Origin of the sequence: Litoribrevibacter albus (assembly GCF_030159995.1) — a bacterium.
GTDB classification, from domain to species: Bacteria; Pseudomonadota; Gammaproteobacteria; order Pseudomonadales; family Litoribrevibacteraceae; genus Litoribrevibacter; species Litoribrevibacter albus.
The window spans coordinates 188,101-212,585 of sequence record NZ_BSNM01000027.1 but is presented as its reverse complement, the minus strand read 5'-3'; the positions used below and the strand labels follow the sequence as shown (position 1 = coordinate 212,585).

At 49.2% G+C, this 24,485-nt stretch carries 15 protein-coding genes; 10 read left to right on the top strand and 5 right to left on the bottom strand.

Translation table 11 applies throughout. The annotated features are described in order from the left end of the window. Positions 1-157 precede the first annotated feature (157 nt). From QQL66_RS20705 to QQL66_RS20695, 3 genes are all read right to left on the bottom strand, one after another. Positions 158-2,131, bottom strand: a complete 1,974-nt coding sequence (locus QQL66_RS20705; RefSeq protein WP_284384128.1) for a hypothetical protein — start codon at positions 2,129-2,131, stop codon at positions 158-160. Between the two features lie 70 nt (positions 2,132-2,201). Continuing rightward, on the bottom strand, positions 2,202-5,894 hold the full coding sequence (locus QQL66_RS20700) for an Ig-like domain-containing protein (protein ID WP_284384127.1): 3,693 nt from the start codon (positions 5,892-5,894) through the stop codon (positions 2,202-2,204). Positions 5,895-6,436: 542 nt separating this feature from the next. Then, positions 6,437-8,164 carry a methyl-accepting chemotaxis protein gene (locus tag QQL66_RS20695; RefSeq protein WP_284384124.1) on the bottom strand — a complete coding sequence of 576 codons (1,728 nt, stop codon included), beginning with the start codon at positions 8,162-8,164 and terminating at the stop codon, positions 6,437-6,439. A gap of 132 nt (positions 8,165-8,296) precedes the next feature. On the opposite strand from QQL66_RS20695, the gene iadA reads away from it, so the two are divergent. Together iadA and QQL66_RS20685 are read left to right on the top strand one after the other, a co-directional pair. Continuing rightward, entirely contained in the window at positions 8,297-9,475 is a 1,179-nt protein-coding gene (gene iadA / locus QQL66_RS20690) for a beta-aspartyl-peptidase (RefSeq protein WP_284384122.1), read from the top strand. Positions 9,476-9,501: 26 nt separating this feature from the next. Beyond that, positions 9,502-10,563: a GlxA family transcriptional regulator gene (locus tag QQL66_RS20685; RefSeq protein WP_284384120.1), complete on the top strand. Its 1,062-nt coding sequence runs from the start codon at positions 9,502-9,504 to the stop codon at positions 10,561-10,563. A gap of 60 nt (positions 10,564-10,623) precedes the next feature. On the opposite strand, the gene QQL66_RS20680 is transcribed toward QQL66_RS20685, so the two are convergent. After that, positions 10,624-10,959 (bottom strand): hypothetical protein, encoded by a 336-nt coding sequence (locus QQL66_RS20680; protein WP_284384118.1) that lies wholly within the window; start codon positions 10,957-10,959, stop codon positions 10,624-10,626. 388 nt (positions 10,960-11,347) lie between these two features. On the opposite strand from QQL66_RS20680, the gene QQL66_RS20675 reads away from it, so the two are divergent. The 7 genes from QQL66_RS20675 (at position 11,348) to QQL66_RS20645 (ending at position 22,074) form a co-directional block, all read left to right on the top strand. Beyond that, positions 11,348-12,571, top strand: a complete 1,224-nt coding sequence (locus QQL66_RS20675) for an aspartate aminotransferase family protein (RefSeq protein ID WP_284384117.1) — start codon at positions 11,348-11,350, stop codon at positions 12,569-12,571. A gap of 224 nt (positions 12,572-12,795) precedes the next feature. Beyond that, a complete protein-coding gene (locus QQL66_RS20670; protein WP_284384115.1) occupies positions 12,796-13,824 on the top strand; it encodes an arginine N-succinyltransferase in 1,029 nt (342 codons plus the stop codon). A gap of 11 nt (positions 13,825-13,835) precedes the next feature. Continuing rightward, a complete protein-coding gene (astA, locus tag QQL66_RS20665) occupies positions 13,836-14,939 on the top strand; it encodes an arginine N-succinyltransferase (RefSeq protein WP_284384113.1) in 1,104 nt (367 codons plus the stop codon). A 1-nt stretch (position 14,940) separates the two neighbouring features. Then, positions 14,941-16,407, top strand: coding sequence for a succinylglutamate-semialdehyde dehydrogenase (astD, locus tag QQL66_RS20660; protein ID WP_284384111.1), 1,467 nt, complete (start codon positions 14,941-14,943; stop codon positions 16,405-16,407). A 72-nt stretch (positions 16,408-16,479) separates the two neighbouring features. Beyond that, positions 16,480-17,820: an N-succinylarginine dihydrolase gene (astB, locus tag QQL66_RS20655; protein WP_284384109.1), complete on the top strand. Its 1,341-nt coding sequence runs from the start codon at positions 16,480-16,482 to the stop codon at positions 17,818-17,820. 273 nt (positions 17,821-18,093) lie between these two features. After that, positions 18,094-20,913 carry an ExeM/NucH family extracellular endonuclease gene (locus tag QQL66_RS20650; RefSeq protein ID WP_284384107.1) on the top strand — a complete coding sequence of 940 codons (2,820 nt, stop codon included), beginning with the start codon at positions 18,094-18,096 and terminating at the stop codon, positions 20,911-20,913. A 201-nt stretch (positions 20,914-21,114) separates the two neighbouring features. Beyond that, positions 21,115-22,074, top strand: a complete 960-nt coding sequence (locus QQL66_RS20645; RefSeq protein ID WP_284384105.1) for a sensor domain-containing diguanylate cyclase — start codon at positions 21,115-21,117, stop codon at positions 22,072-22,074. A 102-nt stretch (positions 22,075-22,176) separates the two neighbouring features. Here QQL66_RS20645 and QQL66_RS20640 read toward each other — a convergent pair whose 3' ends face one another. Next, positions 22,177-23,157, bottom strand: coding sequence for an alpha/beta hydrolase (locus tag QQL66_RS20640; RefSeq protein ID WP_284384103.1), 981 nt, complete (start codon positions 23,155-23,157; stop codon positions 22,177-22,179). Positions 23,158-23,401: 244 nt separating this feature from the next. On the opposite strand from QQL66_RS20640, the gene QQL66_RS20635 reads away from it, so the two are divergent. Next, positions 23,402-24,418 carry a GlxA family transcriptional regulator gene (locus QQL66_RS20635; RefSeq protein ID WP_284384102.1) on the top strand — a complete coding sequence of 339 codons (1,017 nt, stop codon included), beginning with the start codon at positions 23,402-23,404 and terminating at the stop codon, positions 24,416-24,418. Positions 24,419-24,485: the final 67 nt, after the last annotated feature.

Sequence of the window (24,485 nt, the reverse complement as noted above, 5' to 3'; positions counted from 1 at the left end):
AATGGTTTCAGAAAATCGAACAAGACGTTCAGAGATAATGTCGGTATCTCTGAACGGAGGTTGATGTTAGAGAAAGGATTGGTAACCCCTGGTGGGTTACCAATCCGGTTGCTTTGCTTTGATTGTTATCGGTTTGGACCGTTATTGGTTTGGACTGTTATTGGTTTTGAACCGTTACATCGGTTGCTGAAAGAAGATCAGTGAACGAGAAACTCAACTGACCTGCGGTCATTGTGAATGAATGCAAGCAGTATTCACCTGTGCCTGTTTCTTCAAAACCAACCGGGACAGTTTCAAACTTGTCTGTGGTGTCGTTGGCTACGCCATCCAAGTCCTGACACACCTCAACCTGATTAATGTCGTCCCAGTCACACAGCCAGTTTTCATAGACGCCTACTTCAAACTGATCTATCGAGCCGTCGCCGTTCAAATCGTCGCCTTCCACGGTATCAACAATTCCATCCTGGTCTGTGTCAGACAGGAAGTAAGTGTAGTTCCAGGTACCGCCGAGCCAAGTGCTGTTGACGTCGTCCCAGATGAACTTGGTGAAGACTCCGGAGAAGCTTTCAGTGATTGGGCTACAGTTATCGCCATTGCTGGTGGCGGCCGGTTGTGCGATCAGACCGGATGCTACAGCAGCCTGGCTGGCCATGATTGACGCAGTGATGTCTGGTGACATTGCATCAGGAACAATGGTGTCAGGTACGGTGGGCACAGTTGCTGCCCCGTTGGTTTCTTCAAACTGGAACATAAACTCAATGAGTGTTCCGGTAATGCTGGTGCCTCCGGTGATGGTTGGTCCTGCAACGTCTGTGAGGCTGTTGGCATCATCAGGGAACGTGGTGCTTCCGGATTCTGTTTCAAAATCCAGGAAGGTGGCTTGTTCAAAGCCTGCAAGCGTTTCCAGCTCTTGAGTGTAGACATCAGCAAAGTTTTGACCGTCACCCCAGTTAAGCGTAACGGTACCGTTTGCTACGGTAATCTCTGGTTCCTCAAACTGGAACGGAACCGTGGCTAGTCCGCCTTCTACGCTAAAGCTGCCATCAGGCGACCATTCTTCGTATTCAGCAAAGAGTTCTCCCGTGTTGAGAATATTACTGTTACCCACTTCCGGTTGATAACCTTGCAGCAGGGTTGCCGGGCTGGCAAAACGTTCAACACACACTTCAGCTCCGGTGAGATCGTCGAAGGATGAGGCGATGTTGCAAGAATTATCCATATTTGGATCATCCCACCACCATACGGCGGTTTCACCTGAAGTGGTTGTGGATTGTCTGAGTACGGAAACATGTGTTGTTTCGCCCAGCCATTGCATCATGATTTCATTGGCCAGTTCCTCTTGGTCCATCTCGGTATCCATTGGGACGTCAAAGGCTGGGGTTGCACCGCTGGCGCCATTGCCAAAGAAGGCTTCCACCTCAGACATAAAGGTTGGCATACCCACCAAGTGCAATCCCACGATTGGCTGATCGGTCATTTCCAAAAGGTCTGCGATAGTTTGAGTGCCTGCAACGTCGGGGTTGAGGTCAATCGCCGTACTGGTGTCATCAACCGGTGAGGTATTCAGCAGTTGTAAGGTAATGGGAGCATCCGCAGTCCAGGTGGCATGTACCAGGTTCAGTTCGACGCTGTGAGCACCGGAAGATAGGGTAACAAAAGACGAAGTCGCAGAAATCGGAACCGTTTCTGCGTCCGGAGCTGCAGTATCAAATTGGTAGGCCTCTATTCGATACTTACCCGGAATCAGGTTGATGGAGACAGACGGTGAGCCAGCGGTCAGGACGCTGGGTTCTCCAATGGCAGGTGCATCTTCCGGCAAACACTCCCAATCAAAGAAACCACTCTCATGTAAGCATTGAGCGGATAGCTTAACTACCTCAACGGCTTCTTCAATGCTGCCTGCTTCCGATGGATAAAACGCGACAGCAATGGATTGGGCATTGGCATCAATGGCTGCTGCCTGTGCTGATTCAGGGAAGGCTGCAGAAATGTTGACGCTTGCCGTTTTAGCGATGCCTTCTGAGGCGCTTGATGAAGAACCTATCGAGTCCGAACCAGAGCCGGAACCGCCGCCACAGCCAGTTACTAGCCAAGCAGAAGCAATACAGGTCGCAAGTAATTTGGTTTTCATGATTTTTCTCCTTCCGATGCCGCTGCTAAGCGGCATCTTTTTAAAATGAAATTATTTTTTTAAGTTGATGTTATTGAACGATTACTGTTGTATCGCTTGGCTCACTGAAGACGTCGATTACGACAGTAGCCTCGGTTGTTTTCGTTGCCGGTTCACCTGGTTGGCCGTCACTGACCGACACCGTGGCGGTATAGCTGCCTGCTTCCAGAGTGCCTGCCGGAATGGTCAAGGTGGCGGTACTTTGCATGATCGGATCGATTAAGCTGCCACCGGTGACTGTCCAGGAGTAGACGAGTGATTCAATCGGCGTTACGTCATCCTGGGCAACGGCCACAACAATGATGTCTTCTGCATTGGTCGCAGGACTCTCGCTGTTGGTCAGTACCGTTTTGTTGGATGGCACCTGAACCGTCGGCGCTTGGTGCTCTTGAACCAGATAGCTTCGAGTCTCTGTGGTTTCATTTGCTGCGGTATCAGTGACCGTGACAGATACGGTGTAGTCACCCGCGCTGAGCGTACCGGAGGCAACGGTAAGTTCAGGATCAGTTCCCGTAATTGGCGAACCGGAACCGTCACTTGCCTGTACTGACCAGCTGAAGGTCAAGTTCTCCGGTAAGGTAAAGTCGTCATCCACAAACGCTTTGAAAAGAATGTCTCTGACATTACCTTGGCCTGCATCAATGGCGGAGAAGGGTACTGAGTAAATGCTGCCAACAAACGGCGCAAGGTCTTCGAGTACGTTCAACGTCATGGTTGCAGACGTAGACAGAGCATCTCCTGCGGTTGGTTGATCCGTTACTGTGACCGAGACAGGTAGTTGACCAGAAGAGCTGGTGGTGACTTGACATTGGTTCGTTGTCGATGCCGTGTCACAACCTGTCCATGCATAGGTCATCGTATTTGCATCAGGGTCAAAGGCTTGAGCGGTAATGGTGACTGTGTCGCCACTGCGCGCATCAATCATGCCTCCTGGTCCAACAATGATGCCGTTAGCAACGCCACCAAAGGCGCCGTCTACACGGAACGAGTTGAATCTAGGTGGTTTGTTACCAACCGGGTCAACAATGATGGTGATGCTGGCAGTGCCTGTGGCCTGCTGATCATCCGTCGCGGTAAAGGTAAGAGTGTGCTCACCTACCGTATCTGCGGTATAGGTAAATGGCTGGCCTTCGCTGCTTGGGGCTGTACAGGTGCCACCTTCACAGGTTGTGGCAGCAATGGAAGTAACTTCACCGTCAGGATCCCAGGCAAATACCTCGACATTGACCGTATTGCCGTTGATCATGCGCCAAGGTGCCCATGCCCAGACTTCCGGCGCTGCATTTTGCAGTTCGATATCGACCGTTTGTACGCCATCGGTAAAGCCGCTGGCTAAGACGTCGAACTCTTGTCCTGCTACATTGATGACACCGTCCTGATCACAAGGAGCACCGAACGAATACGTTCCTTGTTGATTGGTGTTACCCCAGTTGAAGAACTGATTAGACGCATTGAACTCGAACCAGAAATACGGTGCCGGTGTGGTATCGGATTTAGTAATCGTGCCCGAAACTTTACATTGGAGCGGGTTCTCTAACAGACCTTCGAAGGTCAGTTTGATATCACAGTCTTCGCCGTCTTCTGGCACTGCACTGGCGCCTGTGAGGACTTCATATTCATTGGTGCGCCAGTTCCAAACCTGATAGGTAAAGGTGGAAGGATCGGCGCCGTCAGACAGAATACTGCTGAAATCCAGATCGCCCTGATCAATGTAAGCCCATTCCCATCCGGTTGGTGATTGGATTTCGAGACTGCCATTGTAAGGTTCCAGATTATCGCTATCACTGCCGTCGAAGTGGATCGAGCCCATCAAACACAAGGTCTGAGCGTTTACTTCAGGACGAATAGGCCAGTCGAGGTTGACCCACTTAATCCACTCATTGCCTTCGGTTACGGTAATTTGAACGAACAAATCCGGGGTGACGTTTGCGTCTGGTGGTACAGTTCCGGTGTACAAGGTGTAGTCTTCATTCGCGACATCACTGAGTACTACCAGGGTTCCGTTACCTGCAAACTTCCAGCCGTTTTTGTAGATATAGATTGGCACTTGAACGCCTTCGGTGTCAGCGTCTGTGTCTTCGGTGATGGTGTCGTAACTCTCAAGCGGTACGTTGAGCGTCATAATGGCGGCATCGCCTTCGGCAGCGGCCGTTGCACCGTCGGTGGTACCACAGTTACTGTCGATAGACAGGTTGTCTCCGTCCTGGTTTTCTAATTTCACCTGGCTGAATACGGATGAAACGAGACGGTAGGTTTCGTCATTGGCGGTGGCATCCAGATTGATGCCGTTTCCTCCGGCGGTGTCATCCCCTGTACCTTGGAAACTGCCCGGGAAGGACTGAACATCGGTCTGATCGTTCGGGTCGAAGTAGGCAACCCTCGCTGTAACCGCTGTGGTGTCGGTAGGCACGCAATCCTCAGGAATTGCCATATCCAATAAGGTGCTGCTGTCTGCTGAGGCTCGGGCATCGGCGAATTGTTGACCGGCTACCGCAGCCACTTCACCGTTGCTGTATTTAATTAGACCTAAGCGGAAGGTGCGTTCACCAGAGGCAGTGATGGCCAATTGATCACGGCTTTGAGTGACGACCGTTTCTTGACCAAGTAAGGCTCTCAGACTGAGGGTTGCACCAGATTCAAAACCATCGGTAAATACCTTTTCACCGACGATGTAACCATCTTTTTGAATGGTGACTTCAATGCGGGTCAGGACGCTGGCTTCCGAGTTTTCAATGTCGGGCACGGTCACGTTGAATTGCCCGTTATCATCGGTTTGCGTTACCGCAGAGAAGACCGTTGCGCCGGTTTGATCGAGGCCAAGAATGTTCACTGTCGCCCCGTCAATCGCAACGCCGGTTTCGCTGGTTGTTGCAGCGGCTTGTGCGGATGATGATCCGGATACCGTCCCGCTGACCACCATGTCTTCATACACTTGCACGGTTGGATCCGGGTCTGGTTGATTGTCGATAACAACTTGGGTTAGATCGGCATCCGGGTTGGTGGTTCTTGCATCAATGGCATCGGTCGTCGCATCGTCCACGAAGGTGTCGAGGGTTGCGGCGGTTTGGGTGGATAGCAAATCGTTCTCGATAATCGCGACCGATAAATCACTGCTGATTCTGTCCAGCGTGACACCATCGCCGTCGGCATCGCTCAGGTCAGAGAGCAGCACAAATGGTGTAGTAAAGGTTGCGCCATTTTGAGAGGTGTTTAACGCAGCCAATGTCCCGGCAGCTTCAATCGCAGCGGCCGTCAGGTTGCCATTAAAATCGGCGGTGATTACCGGAAATTGACTGTCACTGATGTTGTCAGTTGGTGTTCCGGTCACTGTAATTCGGTAGAAACCGTCGGCCAGTCCCGTCGTCGAAACAGAAGCAAGTGCAGGTGCTGGTGCGGCGGGATCTGTCAGGATGGTGCCATTGGCATCAACGTAAAAGACAAAGAACTCGCTCAGACCTGTGACGGCGGCAGCATAGGCCGGGTTGAATAAAAAGGCTTTGAGCGCACGATCCATCTGGGTAGCGGCTGATACCGTAGCGACACTCGGGTCGCAGCTACTTGAAACATTACTGTTGTCGACGCAGACGGTGAAGGTCGTTGTTTCGGCTCCGCTGGTTCCTGGTCCTGAACTTGAGGATGAGTGTGAACTTTTGTCGTTATCGCATCCTTGGAGGAAGAGGGTTGAAGCGGCTAGCACTAAGGGCAATATTGGTTTCCTGAGCATTCCTGTCACTCCCTAAATAGCCTGGAATAGCTTCTTTATTGTCTTGTTGCTACGCGATGGCCGGGCAGCTGACCGCATAAAACAAGGGCTGAAATTTCAGTATAGAAAGAGCTTTGGAAGTGAAATCTTGTCCGGCTGGAATGTTTTTTATGTTTGTAGCAAAGAGGCGATTCGGATCTATAAAATATCAATCACTTAGCTTCGAAAAGAGGATTGTGTGAGATTATGTCTTGTATTTAAAAGGGGGATATCGCACGCGATTGTGTGGTGATGTAGTAATTCTAAAGTGTCCGAAGATGGGTTTTTAATGGAGTGCTTTGTGTGGTTATTTCATTCGAAAATGGCTTGGGCATGATGGACAAAATGCCTCTTTTGGGCATGGCTATCTGGTTGAATTTAGTGATATTCGAATTCAGTGATGTTGGAATTCAGAGGCGTAGGAATTGCGCTCGGCTGATGTTTGTCTGATGAATGATCGTGCGCGAAACACCCCCATTTAAAACCTGTTAAGCGACAGTGAGAGGTGTTCTGCGTTGAAACCGTTACTCCACTTTGAATTTATTGATGATCTGATTCATGTTCACCACGATGTCGCCCAGTTCTTCACTGGAATTAGCGGCCGACTCTGCTGCAGACGCTACGTGATCAGACAGTTGGCTGATGGAGGTGATACTCTCATCAATACTTTCTGCAGCGGTTGCCTGTTCTTCCGTAGAATGGGCGATCTGATGATTGGTCTCCGCAATGGCTGAGACAGATTGAACCGTTGCTTCAATGGTGTCGTTGGCTTTTTGCGACTCTTCATAAGAGTTGGTTACTTCGGCCTTGCTTCGTTCCATTTGAGCAACGGCGTCACTGACCCCTTTTTGAAGGGCTTCAATCATGGCCTGAATTTCGTTGGTGGAATCGCCGGTTTTCTGTGCCAGTGCTCGCACTTCATCGGCCACCACGGCAAAGCCTCGGCCTTGTTCTCCGGCGCGAGCGGCTTCAATGGCTGCGTTCAATGCCAACAGGTTGGTTTGCTCCGCAATACCGCGAATTACATCTAACACTGAACCAATGGCTTGACTGTTTTTCGCCACTTCACTGATGGACGACACGGTATTCTCGACCTGAGACGACAGCTGGGAAATATTGCTGGCGGTGGTATTAATGATGCGCTCGGTTTGTTGGCAATGTTGGGTCGCATCGTTGGATTGGTTGACCGCTTCTTCGGTGTGGTCGTTGATGCCTTTAATGGTGATCGCCATTTCATTACTGGCAGCAGCCACCATTTCTGATTGTTTTCTGAGTTCTTCCACCACTTGAAGGTTTTGTTCGCTCAGGTTTTTACTTTGTTGAGAGGCTGAGGCCAGTAAATCGGATTCTTTGGTCAGCTGCTGAATGATGCTTTGGAAGGTGGACAACATACTGTTCAACGCGGTAGCGATGTCGCTGATCTCATCCCGGCTGTTAATGTTGATGCGACGGGTCAGGTCGGACTCTTGTTCAATCTGTTTAACCTGATGGGTTAATAGTCGGATAGGGCGGGTCACGGATTTCGCTACTAATACCCCAATCACGATACTGATGGCGGAAGCAATAAAGAAGATGTAGACCATCTGTGTTTGCATTTCGGTGCCATCGGTGATGTTTTTCTGGCTGGCGGTTTTTACCTGTGAAACGGCTTCTTCAACTTTGTTACCCGCGCTAAATACCCCTTCACTGGCTTCCTTTACTGACAGTGCGGCCTGTTCAAGAATGGTTTCGAACATGGCGTTCATGGCACTGCTGTGACTTTGAGAGTCACCGACCTTGGATTGGATCAAACGCGGTTCAGCGCCTTGCTTGTTAAGATCAATGGCTTCCTGAATGGTGGTGTTAAAGTCTTCCAGATATATGGTGACAACGTCAGCGGCTTCACCCAATTCTTCATCCAGTGAGATGATTTTTTCGAGATCGGCGCGCAGCTTTTCTTCGGAAATGTTGGCTTCTTCGATAGAACGGCTGTCAGTGGTTATGGTGGATTCTAATCGCCACATCAGATATCGGGAGTAGTGGGAATATGCGCTTAAGGTGACGGCCTGAAGATCCATCTTTTCTTTTTGTTGCGTCAGTAAGTTTTTTTGTTCAGCAACGGCGAGTGACTGATTGTCCAAAAACTCATTGGTATGTTCGATGCGAGATACCACCAGATCCATTTGGGTTATCAGCCAACCAAAGGTCAACAGAAGAATGATCAAGAAGGCAACATTCATGAACTGAGATTTTAGAAAGATAGATACACGCATAGTTTTCTCGCTGATGTTTGTTGTTCAGACATTCCCTTGAGTAGAATCGCTTTACTGTTATCGGCCGCTGACTTACTTTAATAATAGTTTTATCTATTAATCTTTGAGTGTAGACCGGAAAAGGTTGTATCTGTGTATTTAGTCAAAGGCGCCGAAGTATATTCCCCTCGTCATTTGGGTCAACAGGATGTGTTAATTGCTGGTGGTCAGATTGTGGCGATGGCAACCTGTTTGGAGACTCCTGATTCTCTTCCTATTAAAGTCATTGATGGCTCAGGAAAAATCCTTGCTCCCGGGCTGGTGGATTCATTGGTTCATATTATTGGCGGTGGTGGCGAAGGCGGGTTTACCACACGTACTCCTGAGATGCATTTGTCCGATGCAGTGAAAGCCGGAGTGACTACCCTGGTCGGTGTACTGGGAACGGATTCGGTGACGCGAACACTGACCAACCTTCTTGCTAAGGCCAATGCATTGGAAGAAGAAGGGCTGACGCTCTACTGTCATACAGGGTCTTATCAAACCCCGGCACGTACGTTGTTTGATGCCATCGATAAAGACATCATTCTCATTGATAAGTTTATTGGCGTGGGGGAAGTGGCCATTTCGGATCACCGATCCAGTCAACCGACCACCCAGGAGTTGGCTCGCTTGGCCGCGCAAGCACGAGTGGGCGGTATGCTGTCAGGTAAAGCGGGAATTGTCTCTGTTCACGTAGGAGACTCGGACACTTGTCTGCAACCCTTGTTGGATGTGGTGAGTAATACCGACATTCCCATCACTCAGTTTTACCCTACTCATATTAATCGTACTCAGACGCTACTCGATGCCGGCAAAGAGTTTGCCCGTCTTGGTGGCTATCTGGATTTAACTGCGAGTACCACCCCCGAAATTCTCGCCGCCGGTGAAGTGAAATGTGCGGAAGCCTTGGCACAGTTATTAGAGGCGGGTGTGCCTGCGAGCCAGATTACTTTCAGCTCAGATGGCTTTGCCAGTTTGCCTGACTTTGATGAAGCCGGGCGTCTGCGAGGTTTAAAAGTGGGCACGTTGACCAGCTTGTTATCTGAAGTTCGTGATGCCGTATTTGATCATGATGTGTCGATCGAAAATGCCATAACGGTGGTGACTCGAACTCCGGCAGAGGTACTAAAGCTGCCCAAGAAAGGCCGAATTGAAGAAGGTGCCGATGCAGACCTGATTCTTCTGGATGCTGCTACGCTTGAATTAGATTCGGTGTTCTCAAAAGGCCAGAAAATGATGGCTGATGGAACCGTTCTCAAACACGGTGTATTCGAAACGAATGCCTGTTAATTCTGGTAAGTGAGTTTTCTCTGATAATGTCTGATTCCAAGACTCAAGACGCAAATTCTGGCTCTGAAGCACCAAGGGTGGTGCCTGTGTCTGGCACTGCAGGTAAAGGTCGCAGTGATTTTCCGATGGTGTCCGGTGAGCTTCGACAATACGTGGTGTTGTTATTACCCGGTTTCTCAAATTTGGTGTTGGGGTCGGCTACCGCCCCGATTATGGCGACTAACAGTATTCTCGGGGAAGACTTGTACTGTCTGAGATACGTAGGGTTTGAAACGTCACGAGTACAAGCTGAGGCAGGTAACTGGATTGAAGTTGAGGCGGTGGATACGATTGAAAAAGGCCATGCCTTATTGATTTGTGGTGGTTCGCCGGTGTCTTATCAAAGCCACCCGGATTTGGTGGCTTGGGTGCGTGCCAATGCTTATCGATTCAATACCGTGGCAGGGTTGGCAACGGGCGGTTTAGTAATGGCGGAAGCCGGGTTACTGGTCAATCATAGGGCGGCCATTCATTGGTGGAATGACGCCTTTCTGTTTGATCAATTTCCCAACGTTCGTATTGTCGAAGACAGCTTTGTTGTTGATCGGAATCGTGCAAGCAGTCGTGGTGGTACTTCGACGATGGACATGATGACCTTTTTACTGGCTCGCGATCATGGCGCCGAGTTGGCGGAATCGTTGGCCCAGCATTTTATTAGGGCAAGGATCGGGGGGACGACTAAGACCCATCGTAAGTTACTGACAGACCAACAAAATACCGAACAGCCAAAACTACAAAGCGCCATTGAATTAATGGAAGCCAACATCGAAGAACCTCTGTCCACCGACGATCTGGCCGGTCATATCGGCATTTCCCGTCGTCAGTTGGAGCGGTTGTTTAAGAAATATCTGGATTCCGTACCGTCGAAATATTATCAACAAATACGCCTCGAACGGGCGCGTAATTTATTGCATCAATCCAGTCTGAGTATTATGGAAATTGCGCTGCAGTGCGGTTACTCATCCGGTGCCCATCTAAGCACCAGCTACCGTAATAACTACGGGATGACGCCGAGTGAAGAACGACGCCGTAAAGCGCAGTTTCAGTGATTTTTAAGAGATCTGTTTCAGTGATTTGTTTTAGACATCTGCTTCAATACGCCTTTGATTCTAACAGGCAATTTCCAGCGTTCGCTCTGTCGGTAGTTTGAACACCGGCTCGTCCAACAGTGGCACAGGAGATAAACGCCTATCCAGTCTGATTGCCAGCTCCATAACTAGGTCCAAACGTGGATACAGCCGATCCAACGACAGTTGTTCAATGTACATTTCCCGAATGTCCATGAATACATGTCGCAGCAGGCTAGGGTAGTGCGAGTGGTTCCGGGTTTTTAAGATATTTACGGCCTTTCTGATGCCATACCAGGTCAGCGCTTTTTGATTGAGAACGGCATCAATTCGTTCAAGCTCTTGGCGCAGATGGCGCTCTAGTTCATCCATGGTCATTGGTTGTAATCCCGTTTCCTGTCGAAGACAGGTCTTTATGCTCTGAAAGTTGCTTCTTGTTCTTTAAACAAAGCAGTTATAACTGCTTTGTTTTATGACCGTTCTATGACGGTTTCAATTGAGTATGGTGCTAAGTTCCAAATTGGCAAATTGAGTGATTCATTTTTGGTACGTTTTTCATCCTTTGGTGATAAACGGTCGTTTGAACTCATCCTATAGTTCGTTGAAAGTTCGCAGTTTTATAAGCACAGGTCGCATTTATGAAATAGGGACATGCGCTTTGCACATAGAATTTCTCCATATCTTTTTTACATGCTTTCGTTTGAGAAGCCGCTAGGATGAATTCATAGCCTTCGACTTTTCAGACCGCTCGATGGAGACATTGCGAATGACCACTGAAACGAAAACCCCGGTAACACGCGCGCTATTTGATGAAGTTATGGTGCCAAACTACGCACCAGGAAAAATGATTCCTGTGAAAGGTGAAGGCTCACGTGTTTGGGACCAGGAAGGCAATGAGTACATCGACTTTGCAGGCGGCATTGCGGTAAGTGCCTTGGGTCATGCTCACCCGGCGTTGGTGAGTGCGTTGACTGAGCAAGCGCAGAATTTATGGCACGTGAGTAACGTGTTGGCGAATGAACCCATGCTACGTTTGGCTAAGAAACTGACCGACCTGACCTTTGCAGACAAGGTGTTCTTTGCGAACTCAGGCGCGGAAGCCAACGAAGCCGCCTTCAAATTGGCACGTCGTTATCACTGGGAACATTCCGGCCCGGAAAAGAATGAAATTATTGCTTTCAACAGCAGCTTCCACGGTCGTACCTTATTTACTGTATGCGTAGGTGGTCAGGCGAAATACCGTGAAGGCTTTGAGCCAGCGGTGGATGGTATTCGTCATGCGAACTTCAATGATTTGGCGTCTTTGGAGGCGATCATCTCTGATAAAACCTGTGCGGTTGTGATGGAGCCGATTCAGGGTGAAGGCGGTATTCTTCCTGCGACTCAAGAGTTTATTGAAGGTGTTCGTGCGCTGTGTGATAAGCACAATGCGTTGTTGATTTTTGATGAAGTTCAAACCGGTGTCGGCCGTAGTGGTGCGTTGTATGCCTATCAAAAATACGGTGTTACTCCAGACATTCTGACCACGGCTAAATCCTTGGGCGGTGGTTTCCCAATCGGCGCTATGCTGACCCGTGGTGACATCGCGAAGAGTTTAACCATTGGTACCCACGGCAGCACTTACGGTGGTAACCCAATGGGCTGTGCGGTTAGTGAAGCCTTGCTGGACATCGTAAGCCAGCCAGAAGTGTTGAAGGGTGTGGAAGATAAAGCGGCACGTTTCCGCAAGCACCTGGAAGACATCAATGCCAAGCACGGTATCTTCAAAGACATTCGAGGTTGCGGTCTGTTAATCGGTGCTGAGCTGGTGGATGAGTGGCAAGGCAAATCCAAAGATTTCTTAAACGCGGCGTTAGAGCACGGCGTTATGGTGTTGGTGGCGGGACCGAACGTGGTTCGTTTCGCACCGTCATTGATTGTTGAAGATGAGTTGATTGATCAAGGTATGGCTGCGTTTGCCAAGGCCGTAGATCAATTGGTGGCTGGGTAAGTTAGCCCCAAGTTTAACGGGCTGATTGGTATTGATTTGCCATTAAGTTGATAGCGAATTGATAGTGAATTAATCAGCCCTTAACGGTTCGAGGTGAGTGGTGGAAGGCAAGAGTACCGGGTTTCCGACTGGCGCTTTCACTGGGTATCACCCTCACCTCAATATTTTTTAAACGTACCCTATCCATATACCCGAGCACTATCAGCCCGAATTAGGAGAGTCCTATGTTGGTTGTTCGTCCTGCCGATCATTCCGATTTAGCAGGGATTGAAAAACTTGTCACCAGCAGTGAAGCACGCTTAACCACTTTAAGTAACCAGCGGGATTTACTGAGTCAGCGTATTGAATTATCCCGACAGTCGTTTTCCTGTGAAAAGTCGGTTGCAGGCAAAGAACGGTTTTTGTTTGTGATGGAAGACTTCAGCCTGGCGGATAACGGCGACTCCAATGTTGTTGGGGTTGCGGGCGTGGATGCCTGTGCTGGCAATGGCGCGCCGTTTTATAACTACCGTAAAGACGAGTTAATTCATTCCTCGCATCAACTGGATGTCCATAACCGTGTGCCGGTGTTGTATATGACGCATGAGTTAACGGGAAAAACCCAGCTGTGTTCCTTGTCGATCCAGCGCGAATACAAGCAGGGTAATGCATTGGAATTGTTATCCCGCACGCGTTTGCTGTTCATTGGTTTATTCCGTGAGTTTTTCTCCCGCGAGGTGATTGTCGAAATTCAAGGCAAACACACGGAGGATGACGGTTCTCCTTTCTGGGACAGTCTGGGCCGACATTTCTTCGATATGGATTTCAAATCCGCCGACTATTTCTCGGCCATTAAAACCAAGACCTTCATTGCAGAGTTGATGCCGTCTCATCCTATCTATGTCCCCTTGTTGTCTGCCCAGGCACAAGCCGTGATGGGCAAGCCAAACGATGCGGCGTCCATCGGTTACCAGTTGTTGTTAAGGGAAGGGTTCCGCACCAGTAAACACCTCGATATTTTTGATGGTGGCCCAACTCTGATTGCACGTCTGGACGATATTCATACCTTGAAGAACTGCCACTACAAGCGTTTCAGTCAGGCTGAACAACGTCCGAAAGGCAGTAAGTTCATGGTGTGCAATCCGACGTTATCCGATTTCCGCTGTGTCCTGACCTCGTTGGATGAGCATGAACAAACCGTGGAACTTGAAGCGCAACAAGTCGAAGCACTGAGGTTGCAAGAGGACGATCGCATTGCGGTCGTACCTTTCTAGGAGGTCTTAAGATGATTGTGATTCGACCTATTGAACAAAAAGATCTTGGCGACTTGTTGAGAATGGCTCAAAACGCAGGTTCAGGGCTAACGACCTTACCTGCCAACGAAGAATTGCTAGCCGCAAAAATTGAGGCGTCGGAAGCGTCATTCAGTCAACGGACTGATGAGCGTCACCGTTTCTATATGTTTGCATTGGAAGACACCGAAGCGGGCTGTATTGCCGGTGTTTGTGGTCTGGAAGCCGCTGTTGGCTTAGGTGACGTTTGGTACAACTATCGGGTGAGCACCACCGTAAATGCCTCTTCTGAATTAGGCATTCACAAACAAACGCCGACCCTGTATCTGACCAATGACATGACCGGCTGCAGTGAACTGTGTTCGCTGTTTTTGGATGCCGATTACCGTAAGGGCAATAACGGCCGTTTGTTGTCTAAGTGCCGTTTCCTGTTTCTGGCGCAGTTTGCTCATTTGTTCAGCCAGAAAGTGTTTGCCGAGATGCGTGGCTATTCGGATGAAAACGGCGTCTCACCGTTCTGGGAATCGCTTGGACGTAAGTTCTTTTCTCTGGAATTTACCCGAGCGGATTACCTCACCGGTGTTGGTCAGAAATCCTTTATCGCCGAGTTGATGCCGAAATACCCGATTTATTTACCGTTTTTGTCTGAAGAAGCACAACAGACGGTGGGTAAAACTCATGACAACACGCGACCGGCTTTGGCCATGCTCAAGAGTGAAGGCTTTAACTACAACGGCTTGGTGGACATCTTCGATGCCGGGCCATTGGTCGAAGCCTTTGTGGAAAACATTCGTGCCGTGCGTCAAAGCCGTTTAGTGACGGTGGAAGTCGGTAACGCGAAACCTTTTGATGACACAGACAGAGACCCTCTGTTGGTGTCCAACACACAGTATGAAGATTTCAGGGTGACGTTATTTAACAAGTCCTCGCTGGTTGGCAAGTTGTTGTTGATCAACAAAGAACAAGCCGAGCAACTGCAAGTAAATACCGGTGATCAGGTTCGCATTGTTTCTCTGCGCGAACCCCGTTTGGACGCCCAAAAAGAGCTCGGCGTGAAAGAATCTTCTCAAACAGAATTTGGAGTACAGGAGCATTAATATGGACCCTCGATTATTGATTAACGGCCAATGGCTAGCGGGTGAAGGTGAGGTGATTCAATCTGCCAATCCTGTCTCACAAGAGATTATTTGGGAAGGAACGTCAGCCTCAGCTGCACAAGTTGATCAGGCGGTAAAAGCGGCAAGAGCTGCGTTTCCTGCATGGCGTCGTACACCGCTTGAAGAGCGTATGGCCTTGGTTCGTCGTTTTGCTGAATTGTTGGGTGAAAACAAAGATCACCTGGCAGAGTGCATTGGTAAAGAGACCGGTAAACCACTCTGGGAATCGGCCACTGAAATTGGTGCCATGATTGGTAAAATCGAAATTTCCATTAAAGCGTATGAAGAGCGGACTGGTCGTCAGGAAAGTGATGTGGCTGCCGGTCATGCGGTGCTTCGTCATAAGCCGCATGGCGTGGTGGCGGTATTCGGGCCTTACAACTTCCCGGGCCATTTACCTAATGGTCACATTGTACCGGCATTGTTGGCGGGTAATACCGTGGTATTTAAGCCCAGTGAAATGACGCCAATGGTGGCAGATGAAACCCTTAAAATCTGGCTGAAAGCCGGCTTGCCAAATGGCGTGATTAATCTGGTTCAGGGCGCCAAAGAAACAGGAATTGCATTAGCTGGTCATTCCGATATCAACGGCCTGTTCTTTACTGGTAGTTCTGCAACCGGGCATTTGTTGCATAAGCAGTTTGCCGGTGCGCCAGGAAAAATTCTTGCGTTGGAGATGGGTGGCAACAACCCGCTGATTGTTCATAACCCTGAGAATCTCGATGCGGCGGTTCACCATACCGTGTTCTCGGCGTTTGTGTCTGCGGGTCAACGTTGTACGTGTGCCCGTCGTTTGTTCGTTCCAAAAGGCGAGCAGGGCGATAAGTTCATCGAGCGTTTGGTGGCAGTAACCAAGAACATCAAAGTGGGTGATTACAACGCAGAAGAGCAACCGTTCATGGGCTCTCTGATCTCGATTCCTGCGTCCGAAGGCATTCTTAAAGCGCAACAAAACTTGCAGCAACTGGGCGGCCAATCTTTACTTGAAGTGACACGCTTAAAAGAAGGTACGGCCTTGTTGTCGCCGGGCATTATTGATGTCACTGCGGTGACGGCACTGCCTGATGAAGAGTATTTCGGCCCCTTGTTAAGTGTGATTCGTTACGACTCATTCGAAGAGGCTTTAGCCGGTGCGAATAACACCGAATTTGGTTTATCCGCAGGTCTGTTGGCAGATGACCCTGAACTGTATGAGCAGTTCCTGGATGAAATTCAGGCAGGGATCGTGAATTGGAACAAACCATTAACCGGAGCCAGCAGTGCCGCACCGTTTGGTGGTATTGGAGCCAGTGGTAACCACAGAGCCAGCGCCTACTACGCGGCGGACTATTGTGCTTACCCAATGGCCTCTCTTGAGGATGAAAGTTTGTCTGTACCAGGCAGCTTGTCCCCTGGATTAACACTGTAAGTTAACACTGAAATTGAAAAACAAGTGCGCCATTTATGGCCCGGTTGATATGGCAGAAATGAAGGAAAGACCATGACTGCATACGAAGTGAATTTTGATGGGTTGGTTGGACCGACTCATAACTACAGCGGTTTATCTTATGGGAACGTCGCGTCTGAAAGTAACGTAAAGCAGACGTCGAACCCTAAAGAAGCGGCGTTGCAAGGGCTTGAAAAAATGAAAGCCCTACATGACCTCGGATTCAAGCAAGGGGTGTTACCGCCACAAGAGCGCCCGAGTATTGAAACCCTGAGAGCGTTGGGCTTTACCGGCTCAGACAGTGAAGTATTAGCCAGCGCAGCCGTGCATGAGCCTGTGGTGTTGGCGGCGGCCAGTTCCGCCTCGTGCATGTGGACGGCCAATGCCGCTACAGTATCGCCAAGTGCGGATACTCAAGACGGCAAAGTGCACTTTACTGCTGCGAATCTGAATGCCAAGGTGCATCGTTCTATCGAACATGAAACCACCACCCGCATTTTAGAAACCATTTTTAACGACCCAAACCACTTTGCACACCATCCGGCGTTGCCTGCAGTTTCACAATTTGGTGATGAAGGCGCAGCTAACCACACCCGTTTCTGTAATGAATACGGTGAAGCCGGGGTTGAGTTCTTTGTGTATGGTCGTGAAGCTTTCCGTGAAAACGCGCCAGCACCTAAAAAGTATCCGGCACGCCAAACCCTGGAGGCATGTCGGGGAATCGCGCGTTTACACGGTCTTTCACAAGATCGTGTGGTCTATGCCCAGCAGAAACCGGAAACCATTGATGCCGGTGTATTCCACAACGATGTAATCGCCGTTGGGAATCGCAATGTGCTTTTTTATCATGAAGAAGCCTTCCTGAATTCGAATCAGGTGATTGAAGAGATTGACCGCAAATTGTTGGGTACAAGTCTGGTGCCAGTGATGGTATCCAATCAGGATTTGAGCGTTCAGGACGCCGTGCGATCTTACTTATTCAACAGCCAGTTACTGAGCCATGACGATGGCTACATGACCTTGGTGGTGCCGCATGAATGTCGTGAAGTGCCGTCGGTATCCAATTATCTGGATTCGTTGGTGACGATGAACACACCGATCAAACAGGTGAAAGTGTTTGATCTGAAACAGAGCATGCAGAATGGCGGTGGCCCGGCGTGTTTACGTTTGCGCGTAGCATTGAACGAAACCGAACTGGCGGCGGGGCATCAGAATGTGTTGATGAGCGATCAGGTATACAAGGATCTGGTCACCTGGGTTGAGAAACACTATCGTGATCGTATCTCGCCAGAGGATTTGGCCGATCCTAGCTTGTTGGTGGAATCGCGCACCGCGTTGGATGAATTAACGCAACTGTTGAAGTTGGGTTCCATCTATCCATTCCAGAAAGGCTAGATCCTTACTCTCTACATGAAAACCAAAAAGAGGTTCATTGCGAACCTCTTTTTTTGTCTGCTCCCGCAGTGTGTACCGCTTGATCATCACTTGTGTACCACTTGATTATCAGTTGCGTACAGACCATTTTATGAATTGATTCTCGGTTTGTTGTCCTTTCATAAAAATCGCACACAGTCTTCATCGTTTGTTATCCGACCTGTAGCAATTGCTCCGTCTAATAGCTCCTTTTAATCCAAAACTATAACCATTTGATTAAAAATTGGAGCTCTCATGCGAAAATTATTATTAGCTTCTGCCATTATGAGCAGTAGTGTTTCTGCCTCTCTGATGGCTGCACCGGTCATCAATGAGGTCGACAGCGACAACCCGGGTACAGATACCGCCGAATTTGTTGAACTGTATGATGGCGGCGCCGGTAATACCTCTCTCGACGGCTATGCCTTGGTCTTCTTCAACGGCAGCAACGACACCAGTTACATGACCATTGATCTGTCTGGTCAGGTAACGGACAGCAACGGTTACTTCGTGGTGTGTGGTGATGCCGCCAATGTGGTCAATTGTGATCTGGATGTGTCGCCGGACAGCAATTTGGTTCAGAACGGAGCCGATGCGGTGGCCTTATATCAAGCAGCAGCCAGCCAGTTCCCGAATGGGTCAGCGATCACAACCAATAACCTTATCGATGCGTTGGTCTATGACACCAACGATGGTGATGACAGTGGCTTATTGCCTTTGTTGAATACAGGCCAACCGCAAGTCAATGAAGGTGGCGCGGGCGATAAAGACAGCCACTCGAACCAACGTTGTGGTGAAAGAGTTGCCCGTAACACCGATGGCTATCAACAGCTTGTGCCGACACCGGGTACGGTGAATGCCTGTGGTGGTGTTGATCCAGATCCTGAGCCAACTCTGGGTGAGTGTGGTGATCCAACGGTTGAAGGCTATGCACTGATCAGTGCTGTGCAGGGCAATATCACAGACATTTCAAACGATGCGTCGCCACTGTCTGGTCAGAAGGTGATTGTTGAAGCCATTGTAACGGCGGATCTACAAGGCGGTACATTGGCCAACGGCGATGCTTCTTACCAATACAGCGGTTTTTGGTTACAAGAAGAAGCGTCTGACAGCGATGGCAATGATAATACCTCAGAAGGTGTTTTTGTCTATGACTACCGTAATGTTGTGAATGTTGGCGACAAAGTTCGCTTGATGGCATCGGTGGCTGAATTCAACAACGCCACTCAGTTGAAGAGCGTCGATGAGCTGGTGGTGTGTTCTTCAGGAAACGACCTGCCAACCGCTGCGTCTGTAACCTTGCCGGTTGCATCGCTTGAAGCGCTGGAAGCCGTAGAAGGGATGCGCGTTCAAACCAACCAGGAACTAATAGTCAGCGACTTATTCGGTACCGGTTATGGCTTCGGTAACTACGGTCAGTTCGTGGTGTCGTCTAAGTTGCATTATCAACCGACTGAAATTGCTCTGCCGGGGTCTGCGGAAGCACTAGCGGCCGCAGAGGCGCGTCCACTCGATGTATTGTTAGTGGATGATGGCGTGTCTGCATCGTATCCGTCGTTCATTCCATTCCCGGATGACTCAGGTTTCTCGGCGGATAACCCGATGCGTATCGGATACCGCGTACGTGATCTTGAAGGAGTGATGCACGGCTGGCGTAACAACTATACGGTGATCCCTTCGAATCTGACCATCGACCCGACCGCACCTCGTACACTTGAACCAGTGATTTCGGAAGAGGCGGATTTGGTGGTGGTGGGCATGAACGTGCTTAACTTCTTCAATGGCGATGGCCAAGGCGGTGGTTTCCCGACCTCGCGTGGTGCGCCAAGCTACGATGCGTTCACTATGCAGACGGATAAGATCGTGGCGGCATTGACTGCAATGAACGCTGACGTTGTTGCTTTAATGGAAATCGAAAACGACGGTTATGATGCCAACAGTGCCATTCAGGATTTAGTGGCTGCATTGAATACGCAACAACAGCCGGGCAACGAATACCGCTTTGTTAATCCAAATGTGGATGCCATCGGTAGTGACGCGATTTCAGTGGGGCTTCTCTATCGTTCTGCGAAGTTGAGTCCAACGGGCGAGACTGTGATCCTGAACAGTGATAACTCGCCTGTAGACGAGAACGGTGACCCGCTGTTCATTGATGACAAAAACCGTCCGTCTTTGATTCAAAGTTTTGATTACCAGGGTGAGACCTTCACCTTGTCTGTGAACCACCTTAAGTCCAAAGGGTCGGCGTGTAACGAAGCCAACGAAGGTCAGGATGGCCAGGGCAACTGTAACCTGACTCGTACCAAAGCCGCACAAGCCTTGACTCAGTTCTTAGCGACTCAGCCAACCGGTGTTGAAACAGACAAAGTGATGATCTTGGGTGACTTGAATGCGTACAGTCAGGAAGATCCAATGCAGGTATTCTACGGTGACGGCTTTACTAATCTGAAGTACACCGACAAGGCGTCTGAAACCAAACCTTTCTCCTACTCGTTCAGCGGTTTTCTTGGCAGTTTGGATCATGCATTGGCGAGCGATGGCTTGGTTGAGCATGTGGTGAGCGTGGATGCCTGGCACATCAACTCCGTTGAAGATTCAATGGTGGATTACCTCACCGAAGCCAATGGTCAGAGCTATAACTCGGTGGATAACTATGCCTCTGCCGATGCCTTCCGCTCCTCGGATCATGACCCTATTGTGGTGGGATTACGTTTTGAGAACAGCGCACCAATGCTGAAGGAAGACATTCCGACATTATCCTTAACGGGACTGGATCAAGAAGTGGAGCTGGACTTGGGCGAGTACTTTGTGGACGCCAATGGCGATGAGTTGACGTACCAAGTGCAAGGCTTACCTGCTGGGTTCAGCGTGTCAGATGAGGGCGTGATTACGGCAGAGCTTTCGGACGCCAGCTTTGATCATCTGCCTGCGACGGTTTCGGTGACCGTGTCAGATGGTCGTGATTCCGTGAACACTGAGTTTGATATTGTGGATAACCGTCCGCAGCCAAGCCCTTGGCAGCGAATTATCGACTTCCTGACGTGGCTTTTGGGATTGATTTTCGGTCGTTTTTAATGGCTTAGATTACGATTTACATCGTATGTCTATGATAGGGGGAGCTAGGCTCCCTCTTTCTTTATCAGAGGAATCGGCCTGATCAGGTCGCATGTGAGTAACCGCTTATCAAATAGCTGTGTCTGTGGGTGGAAATCCGACTAAATTTATAGATATCACTCAGTGCGCACTGCTGGGCGCACCAGAACTAGGTAGTCGCTTATGTCTCAGACAGAGTGGGTTCTTCATTCCGATCGTTTCAGTCCTTGGCTAAAAAAGTGGCAGCATACCGTTAATGTTATGGCTGAAGCCTGCCATGCGCCTGCTGCTTTCATTGTTCAATGCACTTCCTCAGGGCTGATGGCTGTGGTTGCTTGTGAAAAGCAACAGATCAAATACGGTACCGGGGATGTCTACAGCTATGACATCAACCTCTACTGTAAGAAAGTCATCGAAACCAAAGACCCGCTTTATGTCCGGGACGCGAGTAAAGACCCCTTCTGGGATGACAATCCCGAAGCGGCTGATGGCATGGTCTCTTATTTGGGCATGCCTATTTTTATGCCCGACGGAGATCTCTTTGGAACTGTCTGTGTGATGGACATTGCGCCCACCAATTATGACCCTGTGTATCCTAAGCTGGTGGAACAGTTCAAAGACATCGTTGAAGGTGATTTGGCGTTAATTCAACGCAATAAAGAACTTGAAGAAATTGCCATGAGTGATGAGCTGACCGGCTTGTATAATCGTCGGGGATTTCGGATTTTAGCGCATCAGCAACATAAACTGGCTTGTCGTATTGGCTGTAATTTGGGCTTGCTGTATCTCGATATTGATGACTTGAAAGAGATTAATGATTTGTTGGGGCATGAGGCGGGTGATGAAGCCATTATTGCGCTTGCCCGAGGGATGGAAGCCTGTCTTAGGGATAACGATATTTCCGCCCGAATCGGTGGCGATGAATTCGTTGCTTTAGTCTTGTTAACTGAAATCGACACCTTACCGGCGGTGATTCAGCGGATGAATCGTTTCCTTAGTGATCAGGTTTTACCTTGTGGCCGACCGTTGAAAGTCAGTATTGGGGGCATCCTTGTTCCTGAAGTGGATATGGATTTTGATCAGTTGGTGGAATCGGCGGATCAGGAAATGTACCGCACCAAGCGTGCCAGAAAGGCGGGCTAAAAAGGCCAGTTGGTTGGTAGCGGTGATCATTCTCTACCTCACAACTGGTAAGTCAGGTTGCCAATCTCTGGATTCAATCTCGATCCCGTTTACTTATTCGTCTTATTGGTTTTTTTGAATGAAGGCTTTTACGGCCTCAATGATCTCCGGCGTTCTTACGGCTTTGTTGTGTCCTAATTGCTGAGTGAAAACAAAGTCAGCTTCTGGAAAGTGAGATTGCAATGTTTTCCCCACTTCAGGGCTCACTTGGTGATCCTGATCGTCATAACTGAAAAACTGCGGAATAGGCTTGGATTGGTTCCGTAAATCATAGTTAGGCCAAAAGTCCGGGCCGAATTTCTTTTCCATCAATGCGTTATGTTGATCGATCACTTCACTGGGTAAAGACAGCTGATGTTTAAAGGTATGTACGATGTGTGTCAGACACATAGGGGTGTTCAATACCGCATGGAAACCTGCCTTTGCACCGTTATTTATTGCATGATGACTGGATAACCCGCCAATGGAGTGGCTGATGATGCCGGCGATCGTTTGATGTCTGGCAATCATTTGAATGATCTCACTGATTTCCTCTGCGTTAGTGGTGTTTCCTTCCGCTAAACCATGACCTGGTGCATCGAAGCTCAGTACACGATATCCCGCTTTAACCAGCGCTTGAGTCATTTGTCGAAACTGCCCCGAATGGCCACCCCAGCCGTGAACGGTTAATACGGTTGGGCCTGCGCCCCATTGATACAATGGAATGGCCTGACATTTATAGCTCAGCAGTTCCTGAGATGCCGATTTCAGCCAACTGTGGTCGGCCTCGCTGATCGGACGATTCTGGGGCGTAAACCAGATCTTATGTGCCAGCTTACCGGCGGCCCGTGTCGATACCATATTGACTGCACGTACCGTTTTCCCCGCCCAGATGAACGGGGCAGGTTGTCTTTGCTGCGTAATGTAGTCTTCAATATGCGAAAACCATTGATGTTCTGCTCTTGAATGCCCAGGTTGCTGATCGTACTTATTGCGTGACGTTGATTCAGTGAACGTTGCCGAGGCGTTCATTGATGGCGTTGCGTTTTGGGTCGCACTGTTCATAGCTGGCTCCTCAGTCTACTCATTGAACTTGAGACCATCATATTCATGAACCTCTGAAAAGCGGGATGTCTTTAACGGCGTAAATATGGCCTTTTTAGACAAATATCACTTTTTAATTCTTGTGGCTGTAAAGGCATTAAAAATGTCAAATATGACACCCTTGGGGTGGCTAAAACTGCATCTATAATGTTGAATAAGCCATTGCTTGGTGTGATGTTATAGAAGTCAGAAGAAGGTGAAGGATATGCAAAAGACTCGAATTTCTATCTTGATTGGGGATCGTTGTCCCGCTTCGGGGATCTTTTCTGTCGTGGATACGTTAATCGCTGCAAACTATACTCACCGAAAATCGTCCGGTGTAGAAGAGGATATTTTTCCTTATCAATTGATCGGCCGGAATCAAGAACACAGGGCATATAACGGTTTCCCGATTGGCCCTGTGACAGTGATTGATCCTGATGACAGACCCGACATCTTAATCGTCCCCGGCATGTTGCAAGCCACCACTGATGAACGACGGTTAGCGCAATCCCTGGTGGTTAATGAAGATTATGTTCAGCTGATTCGAACCTGGCATCAGGCCGGAACGGTGGTGGTTGGCGTGTGTCATGGTAACTTTCTGGTGGCGTCGTCCGGTATTGCTTCCGGTAAAGCGTTAACGACGCATTGGCTGATGGATTCTCTTGCTCAGAAATTGTTTCCCGAGCAGGTCTTCGATGTGAAGCAGCTGGTGTTGGATCATGGAGATATCATCAGTGTCGGTGGCGCATCGGCTATTTCGAAAATGGTGTTGTATCTTATTGAACGCTTCCACAGTCGTGAACTGGCATTGCAAGCGGGTCGGCTGATGTTAATTGAACCCGCACAGGATTTTCAAACCCCGTTCAGTATGTTTTTACCCAATCAAACACACGGAGATCCCTACGTTTCACAACTTCAGTCCTTACTGGAACAGCATTTTCAGGACGTCGAATCGTTACCTGAATTAATGACTCAGGTGTCGATCAGCGAGCGTCAATTGACTCGCCGTTTTAAGCAAGCTACTGGGGAAACACCGATTGCGTACTTACAGCGTCTGCGTATTGAATTTGTACGTCGGGGGTTGGAGACCAGCAACAAGCAAGTAAACAGTCTGATTTGGGAATCCGGTTATGAAGATGTGAGTTCCTTCCGACGATTGTTCAAGAAAACGATGGGGTTAACCATGACCGAATATCGACAACGGTATGGCTTGCTGCAACGTGCAGTCAGTTATCAATGATTTCCTGATTGTGGTTTTCAAACACAAAACCGTAGTGAGGCTGACGGACATCAATTTCTGATTCAAC

Coding starts and splice junctions, on each gene's coding strand:
- QQL66_RS20705 (WP_284384128.1), bottom strand. CDS start 2,131: ATGAAAACCAAATTACTTGCGACCTGTATTGCTTCTGCTTGGCTAGTA.
- QQL66_RS20700 (WP_284384127.1), bottom strand. CDS start 5,894: ATGCTCAGGAAACCAATATTGCCCTTAGTGCTAGCCGCTTCAACCCTC.
- QQL66_RS20695 (WP_284384124.1), bottom strand. CDS start 8,164: ATGCGTGTATCTATCTTTCTAAAATCTCAGTTCATGAATGTTGCCTTC.
- QQL66_RS20685 (WP_284384120.1), top strand. CDS start 9,502: ATGTCTGATTCCAAGACTCAAGACGCAAATTCTGGCTCTGAAGCACCA.
- QQL66_RS20680 (WP_284384118.1), bottom strand. CDS start 10,959: ATGACCATGGATGAACTAGAGCGCCATCTGCGCCAAGAGCTTGAACGA.
- QQL66_RS20675 (WP_284384117.1), top strand. CDS start 11,348: ATGACCACTGAAACGAAAACCCCGGTAACACGCGCGCTATTTGATGAA.
- QQL66_RS20670 (WP_284384115.1), top strand. CDS start 12,796: ATGTTGGTTGTTCGTCCTGCCGATCATTCCGATTTAGCAGGGATTGAA.
- astA (WP_284384113.1), top strand. CDS start 13,836: ATGATTGTGATTCGACCTATTGAACAAAAAGATCTTGGCGACTTGTTG.
- astD (WP_284384111.1), top strand. CDS start 14,941: ATGGACCCTCGATTATTGATTAACGGCCAATGGCTAGCGGGTGAAGGT.
- astB (WP_284384109.1), top strand. CDS start 16,480: ATGACTGCATACGAAGTGAATTTTGATGGGTTGGTTGGACCGACTCAT.
- QQL66_RS20650 (WP_284384107.1), top strand. CDS start 18,094: ATGCGAAAATTATTATTAGCTTCTGCCATTATGAGCAGTAGTGTTTCT.
- QQL66_RS20645 (WP_284384105.1), top strand. CDS start 21,115: ATGTCTCAGACAGAGTGGGTTCTTCATTCCGATCGTTTCAGTCCTTGG.
- QQL66_RS20640 (WP_284384103.1), bottom strand. CDS start 23,157: ATGAACAGTGCGACCCAAAACGCAACGCCATCAATGAACGCCTCGGCA.
- QQL66_RS20635 (WP_284384102.1), top strand. CDS start 23,402: ATGCAAAAGACTCGAATTTCTATCTTGATTGGGGATCGTTGTCCCGCT.